11 protein-coding genes are annotated in these 13393 nt (G+C 67.7%); 4 read left to right on the top strand and 7 right to left on the bottom strand.

The window, feature by feature from the left end; translation table 11 throughout:
- Positions 1-73 precede the first annotated feature (73 nt).
- Both E5198_RS03040 and E5198_RS03035 read right to left on the bottom strand, forming a co-directional pair.
- Positions 74-1816: an FAD-binding protein gene (locus E5198_RS03040; protein WP_256658952.1), complete on the bottom strand. Its 1743-nt coding sequence runs from the start codon at positions 1814-1816 to the stop codon at positions 74-76.
- A 166-nt stretch (positions 1817-1982) separates the two neighbouring features.
- Positions 1983-3224 (bottom strand): NADH:flavin oxidoreductase, encoded by a 1242-nt coding sequence (locus E5198_RS03035; RefSeq protein ID WP_136488542.1) that lies wholly within the window; start codon positions 3222-3224, stop codon positions 1983-1985.
- 356 nt (positions 3225-3580) lie between these two features.
- Between E5198_RS03035 and E5198_RS03030 the strand changes: the two genes are divergently transcribed.
- From E5198_RS03030 to E5198_RS03015, 4 genes are all read left to right on the top strand, one after another.
- The gene (locus E5198_RS03030; RefSeq protein ID WP_136488541.1) at positions 3581-4459 is read left to right on the top strand and encodes an SDR family NAD(P)-dependent oxidoreductase; all 879 of its coding nucleotides are present in this window, start codon (positions 3581-3583) and stop codon (positions 4457-4459) included.
- A gap of 129 nt (positions 4460-4588) precedes the next feature.
- Positions 4589-5308, top strand: a complete 720-nt coding sequence (locus tag E5198_RS03025; RefSeq protein ID WP_136488540.1) for an EthD domain-containing protein — start codon at positions 4589-4591, stop codon at positions 5306-5308.
- Positions 5309-5648: 340 nt separating this feature from the next.
- On the top strand, positions 5649-6428 hold the full coding sequence (locus tag E5198_RS03020) for an EAL domain-containing protein (protein ID WP_218569035.1): 780 nt from the start codon (positions 5649-5651) through the stop codon (positions 6426-6428).
- A gap of 247 nt (positions 6429-6675) precedes the next feature.
- Positions 6676-7434, top strand: a complete 759-nt coding sequence (locus E5198_RS03015) for a glucose 1-dehydrogenase (RefSeq protein WP_136488539.1) — start codon at positions 6676-6678, stop codon at positions 7432-7434.
- Positions 7435-7627: 193 nt separating this feature from the next.
- Here the strand turns inward: E5198_RS03015 and E5198_RS03010 are convergent, their stop codons facing one another.
- From E5198_RS03010 to cysD, 5 genes are all read right to left on the bottom strand, one after another.
- The gene (locus E5198_RS03010) at positions 7628-8791 is read right to left on the bottom strand and encodes a helix-turn-helix transcriptional regulator (RefSeq protein WP_136488538.1); all 1164 of its coding nucleotides are present in this window, start codon (positions 8789-8791) and stop codon (positions 7628-7630) included.
- A 252-nt stretch (positions 8792-9043) separates the two neighbouring features.
- A complete protein-coding gene (locus tag E5198_RS03005) occupies positions 9044-9835 on the bottom strand; it encodes an SDR family oxidoreductase (RefSeq protein ID WP_136488537.1) in 792 nt (263 codons plus the stop codon).
- Between the two features lie 44 nt (positions 9836-9879).
- On the bottom strand, positions 9880-10347 hold the full coding sequence (locus E5198_RS03000; RefSeq protein ID WP_136488536.1) for an SRPBCC domain-containing protein: 468 nt from the start codon (positions 10345-10347) through the stop codon (positions 9880-9882).
- A gap of 89 nt (positions 10348-10436) precedes the next feature.
- Positions 10437-12314 (bottom strand): sulfate adenylyltransferase subunit CysN, encoded by a 1878-nt coding sequence (gene cysN, locus E5198_RS02995; RefSeq protein WP_136488535.1) that lies wholly within the window; start codon positions 12312-12314, stop codon positions 10437-10439.
- Positions 12314-13210, bottom strand: coding sequence for a sulfate adenylyltransferase subunit CysD (gene cysD / locus E5198_RS02990; protein ID WP_136488534.1), 897 nt, complete (start codon positions 13208-13210; stop codon positions 12314-12316). The genes cysN and cysD overlap by 1 nt, the downstream gene beginning before the upstream one ends.
- Positions 13211-13393 lie beyond the last annotated feature (183 nt).

Raw genomic sequence — 13393 nt, 5'->3', positions numbered from 1 at the left:
ATGGCCTGTAGGGGCGAATTCATTCGCCTCGCGCGGAGGGTGGTTGGCGAATGAATTCGCCCCTACAGAAGCGCTATGCGGTTGCCGGGACCTCGTCCTTCTGGCGTGCCCGCTGCCGGGCGACATGGGCGGCGGCGCGGCGGCCGGAGAAGATGCAGTCGGCGGCGGACAGTCCGGAGATGTACAGGTGCGAGGGCAGGCCGATGGCGGTGCGGCCGGCGGCGTACAGCCCGCCGATCGGCGTGTCGTCGGCGCGCAGCACCTGGCCGCTGTCCTCGTCGACGCGCAGGCCGCCGACGGTCATCGACGACAGCGGGAACAGGCTGCTGCGGATCGACACGTCGATGGCGTAGAACGGGCCTTCGGCGATGGCGTGGATGTCCTTCTGGTCCTTGCCGAAGTGGTCGGCCTGCCAGCCGGCCGCCGCCTGGTTGTAGTCGCGCACCGTTTCGCCGAGCACCCGCGGATCGAGGCCGCACTTGCGTGCCAGCTCGTCGAGGGTGCGCGCCTTGCGCGAGGCGAACAGCAGGGCGAGGATCGCCGGCTGGCGCTGGAACGGCAGCATGTCGTCCTTGCGCACCTGGTGCCACGCCTTGCGGTACAGGGCGCGGTCGAGGATCAGCAGGCCGGTGCCGTCCTGCTCGTCGCCCATCACCTGGCCGATGGCGGCGCCGTAGAGCATCTCGTCGCAGTAGCGCTGGCCGCGGCCGTTGACCAGCATGGCCTCGGCGAAGGCCTTGGGCGGGTTGAGGAAGCGCCAGCTGCTGATCCGGCCGAGCCGGTCGGCGGCGCCGCCGACGCTCTGGCCGAGGCGGATGCCGCTGCCGTTGTCGCCCAGCGAGCCCAGCGGCATGCTGTCGGCGTAGCCGGGCGCGTAATGGTTGGCCATCGGCCGGTTCTGGATGAAGCCGCCGCTGCTCAGGCACACGCCGTGGCGGGCGCGGATGCGCCGCTCGACGGCGTGCGCGCTCTTCAGCGCCTCGGCCTTGCGCCAGTAGCGCAGGGCGATGCCGCTGGTGATGCCGGAGCCGGGGAAGCTGGCCGGCAGCATCAGCTGGAAGCGCGCCGCCTGCTGCATCAGCCGGGCGAACTGCGCCGCCGCCGCGCCCGGCGGGATCTGCACGACCTTGACCCCCACCACGTTGTCGTCCTGGTCGACGATCAGCTGGCGCACTTCGGTCTGCGCCATGAAGCGCACGCCCAGCCGGCTGGCCCGCTCGCGCAGCGGATCGGTGATGCGCACGCCGAAGCCGACCGGCGCGGAGGTGGGCGGCGAGTAGACCTTGTGCCCGCGCGCCGCCGGCCGGGCCACCGCCGCGGCGCGCGGCGACAGCGAACTGTCGGAGTGGTACAGGTGGTAGCCCTGCGGCGGATAGGAGGTCTTGGCCGCGTACAGGGTGCTGTCGAAGCGCACGCCATGGCCGCTCAGCCAGTCGATCATCTGCGCGCTCTGCTCGCAGAAGCGGCGCAGGGTGCTGTCCCTGACCACGCCCTGGGTCTCCAGCTTGAGGTAGTGGAACATGTCGTCCACCGAATCCTCGACCCCCGCCTCGCGCTGGATGGCGGTGCCGCCGCCGGCGTAGACCACGCCGCCGTTCATCGCCGTCGAGCCGCCGCCGTCGTAGGCATCCAGCGCCAGCACTTCCAGGCCCTGTTCGGCGGCCTCCAGCGCCGCGGCGATGCCGGCGCCGCCGTAGCCGACCACCAGGAAGTCGGCGGCATCATCCCACGGCACGGCCGCGGCGTCGGCCACCCGCTCCGGCTGGCGGACGGGGGAATGCCAGTGGGGGCTACCGGGTTCATCGCGCTGGGTCACGTCGGGCATCTCCTTGGATTGTTGTTGTTCGATCTGTGGGGGCGAATTCATTCGCCATGGGCCGCAACGCGGCCCCGGAGGTTGCCAAGGGCAGGCCGGTTGCCTGCTTGGCGAATGAATTCGCCCCTACAGGGGACAGGGGATTGGCCTGGGGGCCGAAGGTTGGTCAGGAGCGGGCGGGCTGGGCGTTGAGCTGTGCATCGCCGGGGGTGCCCAGCACGCAGCTGGTGCCGCCCGGGGTGTACATCATGGCCACGCAGCGGTTGCACGAGGTGCAGCCGGTGGCGCCGGCGCCGCCCGCGGCCAGCTTGTTGACGAACTCGGGGTCGAAGATCAGCCCGCGACCCAGGGCTACCGCCTCGAAGCCTTCGCCGAGCGCCTGCTGCACGTTGGCGGCGGTCTTCACGCCGCCCAGGTAGGCCAGCGGCATCGACACCGCGGCGCGTACCTTGCGCGCATGCTCGAGCAGGTACAGCTCGCGGAACTCCACCTTGGGTTCGGTGAAGCTCTGGATGGTCATCGCCGCGCGCACGATGGGGTTGCTGACGGAGACGCGGTTTTCCTTGGGGAAGGACGAGCCGAACAGGGTGGTGGTGGACTCGACGTTCATCCCCGCGCTGAGCACCAGCAGGTGGGCGCCTTCGCGCTCGAGGATGCGCGCCACCGCGGCGCCGTCCTCGGCGGTGTGGCCGCCTTTCGCTCCTTCGGTGACGCTGTACTTGCAGATCACCGCCAGGTCGCGGCCCACCGCCTCCAGCACGCGACGCAGCACCAGGCTGGGGAACTGCAGGCGCTTGTCGAGGCTGCCGCCCCAGGCGTCGCGGCGCTTGTTGTACAGCGGCGAGATGAACTGGCTGAGCAGGTAGCCGTGGCCCATGTGGATTTCCACGGCGTCGAAGCCGGCCTCGCGGGCGAGCAGGGCGGCCTGGGCGAACTCGCCGGCGATGCGCTGCATGTCGGCCTCGCTCATCGCCTGCTTGAGGAAGCGCCCGCTCATGATGCCGACCTTGTTGAAGCCGCCGCTGGCCGACAGCGGCCGGGGCGTGGACAGCTCCTCGAGGAAGGTGAAGCAGCCGCCATGGGTGATCTGCGCCGAGGCCGCGCCGCCATGGCGGTGCACCGCATCGGTGAGCACGCGCAGGTGGGGCACGGCGTCGCGGTCGAGGGTGATCTGGTCGGGGAAGGTGCGCCCGTCGCGGCTCACCGCGCAGTAGGCCACGGTGGTCAGCGCGGTGCCGCCAGCGGCCATCGCCTCATGGAAGCGCACCAGCTGCTTCGAGGGCGTGCCGCCGCGGGCCATGCCCTCGTTGGTGGCGGACTTGATGAAGCGGTTCTTCAGCGTCAGCGGGCCGATCTTCAGCGGGCTGAACGGCGACGGCGAGGCGGGCAGGATCTTGTTGTTATGCATGCTGAGTCCCAGCGATTCGACTTCAGGTGGCAAGCAGGGCGCCGGGCACGAGGCGCTCCCGTTGCTGCCGGTGGCGGGCCCACGGGAGCCCGATGCGATGTTCCTACCATAGATAGCGGGGCAGGGGGCTACCTCGTCCGAACAGACTAACTGCCGGCAGGTGTGCTCCGCATCGGCCGCTGGGCGGTTAGTCCCATCGGACGATGCGGGCGGACGGCGCGATGGCGACGATCCGGACGACCCCCGGGGGCGAATTCATTCGCCTTGGCTGGGTGTCCGGGCGAATGAATTCGCCCCTACAGGACCGGATTGCCCAGGGACGGTCGCACCGCGCACAACCACCGAGAGGATCAGACATGAGTTGCGAGAATCGCCAGGTCGCCGTGGTCACCGGCGCCAGCCGTGGTGTCGGCAAGGGCATCGCCCTGGCCCTGGGCGCCGCCGGCATGGTCGTCTACGTCACCGGCCGCTCGACCACGACCAGCGGCTCGCAACTGCGCGGCCAGGTGCTGCCGGGCTCGATCCAGGAAACCGCCGAGGCGGTGACCCGCGCCGGCGGGCTGGGCATTCCGGTGGCCTGCGACCACGCCGACGATGCGCAGGTCAGGACGCTGTTCGAGCAGGTCGCCCGCGAGCAGGGGCGTCTCGACCTGCTGGTCAACAACGCCACCTTCCTCCACGAGAACCTCATCGATCCCGGCCCGTTCTGGGAGAAGCCGCTGGAGCTGGTCGGCATCCTCGACGTCGGCCTGCGCTCGGCCTACGTCGCCAGCTACTACGCCGCGCCGTTGCTGTTGGCCGGCGGCCGCGGGCTGATCGCCTTCGTCTCCTCCTACGGCGCCGGCTGCTACATGCACGGCCCCGCCTACGGCGCGCAGAAGGCCGGCTGCGACAAGCTGGCCGCCGACATGGCGGTCGATCTGGAGGGCACCGGCGTCGCCGCGCTGTCTCTGTGGCTCGGTCCGCAGCGCACCGAACGCACCGCCATCGCCAGCGAGGAACGCGCCGACCAGTACGAGGCGTTCCTCGCCCAGGCGGAAACCCCCGAATTCAACGGCCGGGTGATCCACGCCCTGCTCGACGACCCGGCGCTGGCCAGCCTCAGCGGCCAGACCCTGGTGACCGCCGAGCTGGCGCCGGGTTACGGCATCAGCGAGGAGGGCGGCCGCCTGCCGCCGTCCTACCGCGAGCAACTGGGCGCGCCGCGCGTGCCGCATCCGGCGCGGGTGATCTAAGGATCCTGTAGGGGCGAATTCATTCGCCTTTGCCGGGTATCCGGGCGAATGAATTCGCCCCTGCAATGGATACCAAGCGCCCGCACCGCCGGTGCGGACGCATTCCATCCCTCGAAAGGCAGCGCTTCCATGGAAAAAGTCGTCTATGTCGTCTGGCGTGATCGCCAAGTCAATCCCGAAGAATTCGCCAGCCGCCTGCGCGGCGAGGTCGCCGAACAGCTGCTGGCGCTCGGCGCCCGCGGCCTGCAGGTGAACGTCGCCGACGCCGCCGTCGAGCCCGCCGCCGGCCTGCGCCAGGCCAACCTGCAGCCGCTGATGGACGGCAGCGTGTCGCTGTGGCTGGACAGCGCCATCGCCCAGTTCCGCCGCCCGTTCGACGCGGTGATCGCCGGTGCGGTGGAGCGCCTGGCCGCCTACCTGGTCACCGAGTCGGTGCCGATCCGCAACACCCGCTTCCCGGCCGTCCCGGGCGAGCGCACCCACGGCTTCGCCCAGCTGGCCTTCCTCACCCGCCCGCCGCGCCTCACCCACGAGGGCTGGCTGGACATCTGGCACAACAGCCATACCCAGGTGGCCATCGACACCCAGGACAACTTCCAGTACGTGCAGAACGTGGTGGTGCGCGCGCTGACCCGCGGCGCGCCGGCCATCGACGCCATCGTCGAGGAGTGCTTCCCGCCGGCGGCGATGAGCGACCCGCAGAGCTTCTTCGACGCCCCGGGCGACGAGGAGAAGTTCCGCCGCAACCTGGCGGCGATGATGGAGAGCTGCAAGCGCTTCATCGACTACGACAAGATCGACGTGCTGCCGACCAGCCAGTACCTGATCGCAAGGCCGGGCGGCGCCTGAACCACACTCCAGCGGGGCAAACGCAACCCGGAGTCCGCCACTGGCGGGCTCCGGGTTTGTTTTTTGGGATGCGCAGCGTGCTCAAGAGCATGGCATGCAAAGCCGATATGTTTTGCACGGAATTGGCTCAACTTCGCTGCTGATGCCTGCAGTAGCAACAAGCTGGGGGCTGGAGCCGAGTGTGGGTCGGCTATGTGCTTTGCGTCATCGCGCGTTGTAGAGTTCGCTGCAACGCTGGCGTGGTGAGCGCCGTGCAGATGGCCTCATCAATCGTTCGGCCCATCAATCGCTCGAGGATTCCTTGAAGATCACAGGGAAACCAGTCTCGCAAGGAGATCAGATGTATTTATCAAACTTTTTCGAGGACGCTGACGATGAACTCATCGGATGCATCCGCTGCAGGGATGCCAAGCCACTTCATCTCGAATTGAAGATGGCTTTCCAGCCGATCGTCGATGTCGAGCAGCGGAGTGTGTTTGCCTACGAGGCGCTCGTTCGCGGCGCCGATGGTGCCTCTGCGGCGCAGGTGCTGGGCGCGGTGAAGCCCGACGAGATGTATTCGTTCGATCAGACCTGCCGTGTGCTGGCGATCGAAACCGCTCAACGCCTCGGCATGCAGACCTATCTGTCGATCAACTTCCTGCCCAACGCGGTTTATGAGCCGGCCAGTTGCATCCGCCTGACGCTGGCCGCTGCGCGCAAGGTCGGCTTTTCGCCGGATCGCCTGATTTTCGAGATCACGGAGTCGGAAAAGATCCGTAATCCCGAGCATGCCCTGAAGATCATCAAGGACTATCGGCAGCGTGGCTTCCTGACTGCCATCGACGACTTTGGCGCAGGCTATTCCGGCCTGAACCTGCTGGCGGACTTCCAGCCCCATATCGTCAAGCTGGATATGGCGCTGACTCGGGATATCGACCGCGATGCGGTGAGGCGGGCCATCGTCGCCGGCGTGATCGGCACGTGCAACGCACTCGGTTGCCAGATCATCGCCGAAGGGATCGAGCGGCCCGAAGAGCTCGACACCTTGCGGAACATGGGCGTTTCGCTGTTCCAGGGCTACCTGCTGGCGCGCCCGGCGCTGGAATCGCTGCCGGAACCCGACATGCGTTATTGCTGATCGTTCGGCAGCACGTGGAGCGCTGATCAGCAGCGAATTTCAGTGTTCCCGAGGAAATCCTGGAGAAGTTGTCATTCCCGTGCAGGCGACAATCCGGAAGGCCCGTGGCACCTGGGCTCCCGCCTTCGCGGGAGCGCCAAATGGGATTAGTCTCCCCAGACGATGTAGCCCCTCCCACCCGTTGCAACAATCGAATCCAGTCGATTGCGGGCTCGATCCGCGCTGATCCAGCAACGGGAGAACAACAATGAAACGAGTCGAAGGCAAGGTGTGCATCGTGACTGGCGCCGCCAGTGGCATCGGTCTGGAGGATGCCAGGCTGCTGGCCCGCGAAGGGGCCAGGGTGGTGCTCACCGACCTCAACGAGGAAGCCGGCCAGCGTGCGGCCGCCGAGATCGGCGGCGACGCCCTGTTCGTGCGCCACGACATCGCCAGCGAAGCCGACTGGCAGCGGGTGATCGACACTACCCTGGAAACCTTCGGCCGCCTCGACGTGCTGGTCAACAACGCCGGCATCCTCGCCGTCGGCACCATCGAGGACACCTCGCTGGAGCTGTTCCAGAAGGTGCAAGGCATCAACAACGCCGGCTACTTCCTCGGCTGCAAGTACGCGGTGCTGGCGATGAAGGAAACCGGCGGCGGCTCGATCGTCAACATGTCGTCGATGGCGGCGCTCGGCGGCATGCCGGCGTTCTGTGCCTATTCGGCGTCCAAGGGCGCGGTGGCGGCGATGACCCGCTCGATCGCCATGCACTGCAAGCAGCAGGGCTACCGCATCCGCTGCAACAGCGTGCATCCGGACGGCGTCAACACGCCGATGACCAGCGCCCTGCACGGCGGTCAGCCGGTTGCCCAGGAAGAGCTGGAGAAGGATCCGAAGAACCGCATGTGCGCCCCGGCGGACATCGCCAACGTGGTGCTGTTCCTCGCCTCGGACGAGTCGCGCTTCATCAACGGCGCGGAGATCCGTGTCGACAACGCCCAACTGATCGGTGGCTCCGCCTGATTCGGGGCACAGGGGGGAGGCTGTGCTCCCCCCGACAGCAAACCAGTGCGTGCTGACAGGTCTATCCCACTGTCACCTTTTACCCGGCTCAGGCCGGGTTTTTTTGCTTCTTCGCTCCGCAGTAACACCGGCGCAGCCGCCCACGCCATCGTCCGCGGGATGGCATGGGGGAGGAGGGGCGCAGGATGGGGTATCAGGCCAGCGCGGCGACGCTGTTGAGCAGGGTCTTGACCAGTTGGGCCTGGCGGGTGGCGCCGGTCTTGGCGAAGACGCCGCGCAGGTGGGCGCGCACGGTGTTGCGCGAGAGGCACAGGCGTTCGGCGCTTTCGTCCAGGGTCAGGCCGTCCATCATCAGCATGGCCACCTCGGTTTCCGTGCGGGTCAGCTGGAACAGGCTGCGCAGCAGGTGCCGCGAGGCCTGCGGCGAGTCGTTCGGGTCGCGGATGAACACCGCCACGGCCGGCCGCCGGGCCTTGCCCTGGCCTTCGTAGTTGAGGGCGATGGGGCGCAGCAGCAGGTTCAGCGGCACTTCGCCGGTCGGGCGGGACAGGGTGAGCACCTCCAGCGACTCGTCGCGGCCCTGCTGGCGCTGCAGGAGCACCGTCTGCACGGCCTTCTGCAGATCGCGGTTGTCCTGGACGGAATAGGCGCGCAGCCGGTCCTGGCGACACTCGAGGCCATCGTGCGCGGCGAACAGGCGCTGGGCCGCCTGGTTGCTGCGCATCACCTTGCCGGTTTCGTCGAGGATCGCCGTCCCCACCAGTAGGCGGTCGATGGTGGCGGCGTAGAGCAGGCGCTCCGAGTCCAGTTCGTCGACCGTCGAATGCAGGTCCACCGCCTGCTGCAGGTGCGGCCGGAGCAGCTCGATCAGCGCCCGTTCCGCGGCGTCGAAGTCCGCCGCCGCATGACCGCGGCAGGCGAACAGCGCGCAGTGCATGCCGGCGTCGGTGCGCAGGTTGGCCACCAGCACGTAACGCAGGTCGAGCGGCTGCAGGTAGCTCCGGTAGAAGTCGTCGGCCAGCCAGGCCTCCTGGCCCAGCACCTGGTCGGCGCTGGCCACCTGGCCGGCCGGCCAGTCGAGGAAGGGGCAGATCGCATAGTAGTGCTCGCTGTAGGACGGCTCGCCCGGCAGGTGCGGGCCATGGATCGAGGCGTTGACGATCAGGCCGGGGCGGTCGTGGGCGGGGTTGCGCAGCACCAGGGTCATGAAGCTGGCGCGAAAGCGCAGGCGCAGCGCTTCCAGCAGGCCGGACCAGGGCGTGGGTTCGAGCGGGCCGCGGTAGGTCAGGGCCAGCAGGTCGCTGAGTTCGCGAGCGCTGATGCCCGCCAGTGCATGGGCGTGTTCGAAGTTGTGCATCCGCGCCTCTCTAGTTGTGGTTGTCGGGCTGGATGGGGTCAGTATTTGCGCGCCGCGGGGCCGGCAAATCGTCCGTTCGGCCTAGTGGCGGCTATCCCGTGATGCAGTAGGGTGCGCCGTGCACACCGGAACCTCCGCGCGGGATTCCCGGTGCGCATGGCGCACCCTACCGTGGGGCGGGCGCGGGCGCGCCAGCAGGAGGCGCCGATCAGTTGATCGGCTTAGAAGCGACTTCCCTGTCGCCCCGGCTAGTCAGCACGGCAGAAAGTGGCCGCCGTTGACGTCCAGTTGCGCGCCGGTAATCACCTTGGCGTAGTCGCTGGCCAGGTACAGGGCAGCCATGGCGCAGTCGCCGTCTTCGGGAATCTTGCGCAGCGGAATCTGCTGGGCGATCTGGTCGACCAGCGACTCCATGGTGACGCCCAGGCGCTTGGCTTCGCTCTCGAAGTAGCCGATCACCGGTGCGCCCCACATCCAGCCCATGAAGGTGGAGTTGACCCGGATGCCGAACGGGCCGAGATCCTGCGCCAGGTACTGCACGGCGGTTTTCAACGCGCCCTTGGAGACGGCATAGCCGGATTCCAGCTGGTTGGGGATGCGGGTGGCCATGGTGTTGATCATGACGATGCTGCCCGCGCGCTGCCGCTTCATCTGCGGCAGCACGGCCTGGGTCATCTGCATGGTGCCGAACAGGTTGACGTCCATGGCCTGGCGCCAGTCGTCCATGGACGACGCGGAGGAACTGCCCCAGGCGCCATGGGCGTAGGCGGAATTGATCAGCGCGTCGATCCGGCCGAAGTGTTCGACCGTCAGGTCGGCGAGCTTCTGGCACTGTTCGACATCGGCAATGTCGGTGGGGACCTTGAGGACCGGGGTGTCGTAGCCCGCGTCGCGGATGGCCTGTTCGGCCTGATCCAGCTTGGCCGGGGTGCGGGCGGCCAGCACCACGGCCTTGGCCTGGTATTCGGCGGCGCGCACGGCCAGCTTGATGCCCAGGCCGGGACCGATACCGGAAATGATGACAACTTTATCTTTGAGCAACATGGCAATTACCTTCTTTCTTATTGTCGTGGTGAGGAATGGGCCGCTCAGGCACGGCTGGCGTGCAGTGCTTCGGCGCGCCGTTTCAGATCCAGAGCCATCTGGTCGAAGCCTTTTTTCACCCAGGCACCGTGCTCGCGCATGATGGTGTCCTGGTTCAGACCCAGGAAAATATCCGTGGTGAAATAGCTGCAGCGATTGGCGTCGATGGCGGTGATGTACTGATCGCGGCGCGCGGCGTCCATGTTTTCCGGGACGGGGCGCTGCTCCCAGGACAACAGCTGCTCGGGGTCGCAAGCCACCAGGTATTCGTGGACCGGGAAGGTCTCGTCGCTACCGGGGGCGCGTACCTGCATCAGCACCGGATCGCCGATCTGCAGGCCGCACTGAATGCTCGGGCAGAAGCTGTTCCACTCGTGGTAGTTGTCCAGATCGGTGAGCACTTCCCAGACCACGCGGGCGGGGGCGTCGATTTCCACGGTGATCGAGGTAACGATGTTTTCGGCCTTGGCCATGACTCGCTCCTGTTGGGCACTCAGTTGATAGGTTTGGAAGTGATCTGCAGCCGCCCGGGACCGGCTGGCGGCCCCGGGCGAAGGGCGCCTCACTGCGCCAGCAGGTACGCGACGATGCGCTCGGCGGCGGCCTCGGCCGATTCGCCGCTGGTGTCGATGCGCAGGTCGGGCGCCAGCGGCGGCTCGTAGGGCGAGTCGATGCCGGTGAAGTTCTTCAGCTCGCCGCGCCGGGCCTTCTGGTACAGGCCCTTGGGATCGCGCTGCTCGGCCAGTGCCAGCGGGGTGTCGACGAAGATCTCCAGGAAGGCGCCGTCGCCCGCCAGGCTGCGCGCCAGTTCGCGCTCGGCGCGGAACGGCGAGATAAACGAGACCAGGGTGATCAGCCCGGCGTCCAGCATCAGCCGTCCCACCTCGGCCACCCGGCGGATGTTCTCCACCCGGTCGACTTCGCTGAAGCCCAGGTCGCGGTTCAGGCCGTGGCGCACGTTGTCGCCGTCGAGCAGGTAGGTGTGCCGGCCGAGGGCGTGCAGCTTGCGTTCGACCAGGTTGGCGATGGTCGACTTGCCGGCCCCGGACAGGCCGGTGAACCACAGCATGCGCGGTGTCTGGCCCTTCAGCGCGGCGCGGGCGGCGCCGTCGACGTCGATGGCCTGCCAGTGCACGTTCTGCGCCCGGCGCAGGGCGAAGTGCAGCATGCCGGCGCCGACGGTCTGGTTGCTCAGCCGGTCGATGACGATGAAGCCGCCGGTATCGCGGTTGTCCGCGTAGGCGTCGAAGGGGATCGGCAGATCGAGGCTGAGGTTGCCGACGCCGATCTCGTTCAGCTCCAGGGTCTTGGCCGCCAGGTGCTCCAGGCTGTTGACGTTGACCTTGTGCTTGAGGGTGGCGCAGCTCATGCCCAGGGTGCGGCAGCCGATCTTCATCAGGTAGGGGCGCCCGGGCAGCAGCGGTTCCTCGCCCATCCACACCAGGGTGGCCTCGAACTGGTCGGCCACCGCCGCCGGCGCGTCGGCCAGGGTGATCAGATCGCCGCGGCTGATGTCGATCTCGTCCTCCAGGCTCAGGGTCACCGCCTGGCCGCAGAGCGCCTCCTGCTGCTCGCCGGCCATGCCGAGGATGCCGGCGACGCGGCTCTGCTTGCCCGAAGGCAGCACGCGGATGGATTCGCCGACGCGCAGGCTGCCGGCGGCGACGTTGCCGGCAAAGCCGCGGAAGTCGAGGTTGGGCCGGTTCACCCATTGCACCGGCAGGCGGAAGGGGGCGCGGCTGGCGCGGCTGTCGTCCAGCGGGGCGCTTTCCAGGTGCTGCAGCAGGCTGGGGCCCTGGTACCAGGGCATGTTGGCGCTGCGCTCCAGCAGGTTGTCGCCCCTGAGCGCGGAGAGTGGGATGCACTGGATGTCGGTCAGCCCGAGTTTCGCGGCGAAGGCGCGGTACTCGGCCTCGATGTCGCGGAACACCGCCTCCGAATAGTCCATCAGGTCCATCTTGTTCACCGCCACCACGACCTGGCGGATGCCCAGCAGGGACACCAGGAAGCTGTGCCTGCGGGTCTGCGCCAGCAGGCCCTGGCGGGCGTCGACGAGGATCACCGCGAGGTCGGCGGTGGAGGCGCCGGTGACCATGTTGCGGGTGTACTGCTCGTGGCCGGGGGTGTCGGCGACGATGAACTTGCGCTTGTCGGTGGCGAAGAAGCGGTAGGCCACGTCGATGGTGATGCCCTGTTCGCGCTCGGCGGCCAGGCCGTCCACCAGCAGGGCGAAGTCCAGTTCGCCGCCCTGGGTGCCGAGCTTCTTCGAGTCCACTTCGAGCTGGCCGAGCTGGTCCTCGAACAGCACCTTGGTTTCGTACAGCAGGCGGCCGATCAGCGTGCTCTTGCCGTCGTCGACGCTGCCGCAGGTGATGAAGCGCAGCAGGTCCTTGTGCTGTTGCTGCTGCAGGTACTGGTCCAGGTTGGTAATCGCGCTCATCAGAAGTACCCCTCTTGCTTCTTCTTCTCCATGGAACCGGTCGAATCGCTGTCGATCAGGCGGCCCTGGCGTTCCGAGGTGCGGCTCACCAGCATCTCCTGGATGATGGCTTCGAGGCTGTCGGCCTCGCTGTCGATGGCCCCGGTCAGCGGGTAGCAGCCCAGGGTGCGGAAGCGCACCTTGCGCAGCTCGGGCGTCTCGCCGGGCAGCAGCGGCAGGCGCTCGTCGTCGACCATGATCAGCGTGCCGTCGCGGCGTACCACCGGGCGCTCTTGGGCCAGGTACAGGGGGACGATGGGAATCTGCTCAAGGTAGATGTATTGCCAGATGTCCAGCTCGGTCCAGTTGGACAGCGGGAACACCCGCAGGCTTTCGCCCTTGCGCTTGCGCGTGTTGTACAGGTGCCAGAGTTCCGGGCGCTGCTGCTTGGGGTCCCAGCGGTGCTGCGCGGAACGGATCGAGAACACCCGCTCCTTGGCGCGCGACTTTTCCTCGTCGCGGCGGGCGCCGCCGAACGCGGCGTCGAAGCCGTAGTGGTCCAGCGCCTGCTTGAGGCCCTGGGTCTTCCAGACGTCGGTGTGCAGGGCCGAGCCGTGCTCGAAGGGGTTGATCCCGCGCTCGACGCCTTCGGGGTTGACGTGCACCAGCAGCTCCAGGCCCAGGCGCTCGGCGGTCCGGTCGCGGAAGGCGATCATCTCGCGGAACTTCCAGGTGGTGTCGACGTGGAGCAGGGGGAAGGGTGGTTTGCCCGGGGCGAAGGCCTTCATCGCCAGGTGCAGCATCACTGCGCTGTCCTTGCCGATGGAGTAGAGCATCACCGGGTTTTCACACTCGGCGACCACTTCGCGGATGATCTGGACGCTTTCGGCTTCCAGGCGTTGCAGGTGAGTCAGCATCGCTCGTCTCCGTGGGAGGGTCCGGCACCGCGGGCTGCGGGCCGGCTTTTTTCCACGGTAGGGAAGCTGCCGCTGGCGCTTCTTCGTCTGGTCAGACGAACTTTTCCTGCCCTCGACAGCAGGGCTTGCGGCTGCGCCCCGGCCCGGCGCTTTTTAGTCCGCCCAGACGAAGAATCGCTGCCG

This window comes from Pseudomonas sp. A-1, from assembly GCF_004801855.1.
Taxonomy (GTDB): domain Bacteria; phylum Pseudomonadota; class Gammaproteobacteria; order Pseudomonadales; family Pseudomonadaceae; genus Geopseudomonas.
This window is presented reverse-complemented; position numbering and strand designations above follow the sequence as displayed.

Coding starts and splice junctions, on each gene's coding strand:
- cysN (WP_136488535.1), bottom strand. CDS start 12,314: ATGAGCGCGATTACCAACCTGGACCAGTACCTGCAGCAGCAACAGCAC.
- E5198_RS03010 (WP_136488538.1), bottom strand. CDS start 8,791: ATGCACAACTTCGAACACGCCCATGCACTGGCGGGCATCAGCGCTCGC.
- E5198_RS03005 (WP_136488537.1), bottom strand. CDS start 9,835: ATGTTGCTCAAAGATAAAGTTGTCATCATTTCCGGTATCGGTCCCGGC.
- E5198_RS03015 (WP_136488539.1), top strand. CDS start 6,676: ATGAAACGAGTCGAAGGCAAGGTGTGCATCGTGACTGGCGCCGCCAGT.
- E5198_RS03000 (WP_136488536.1), bottom strand. CDS start 10,347: ATGGCCAAGGCCGAAAACATCGTTACCTCGATCACCGTGGAAATCGAC.
- E5198_RS03035 (WP_136488542.1), bottom strand. CDS start 3,224: ATGCATAACAACAAGATCCTGCCCGCCTCGCCGTCGCCGTTCAGCCCG.
- E5198_RS03030 (WP_136488541.1), top strand. CDS start 3,581: ATGAGTTGCGAGAATCGCCAGGTCGCCGTGGTCACCGGCGCCAGCCGT.
- cysD (WP_136488534.1), bottom strand. CDS start 13,210: ATGCTGACTCACCTGCAACGCCTGGAAGCCGAAAGCGTCCAGATCATC.
- E5198_RS03020 (WP_218569035.1), top strand. CDS start 5,649: ATGTATTTATCAAACTTTTTCGAGGACGCTGACGATGAACTCATCGGA.
- E5198_RS03025 (WP_136488540.1), top strand. CDS start 4,589: ATGGAAAAAGTCGTCTATGTCGTCTGGCGTGATCGCCAAGTCAATCCC.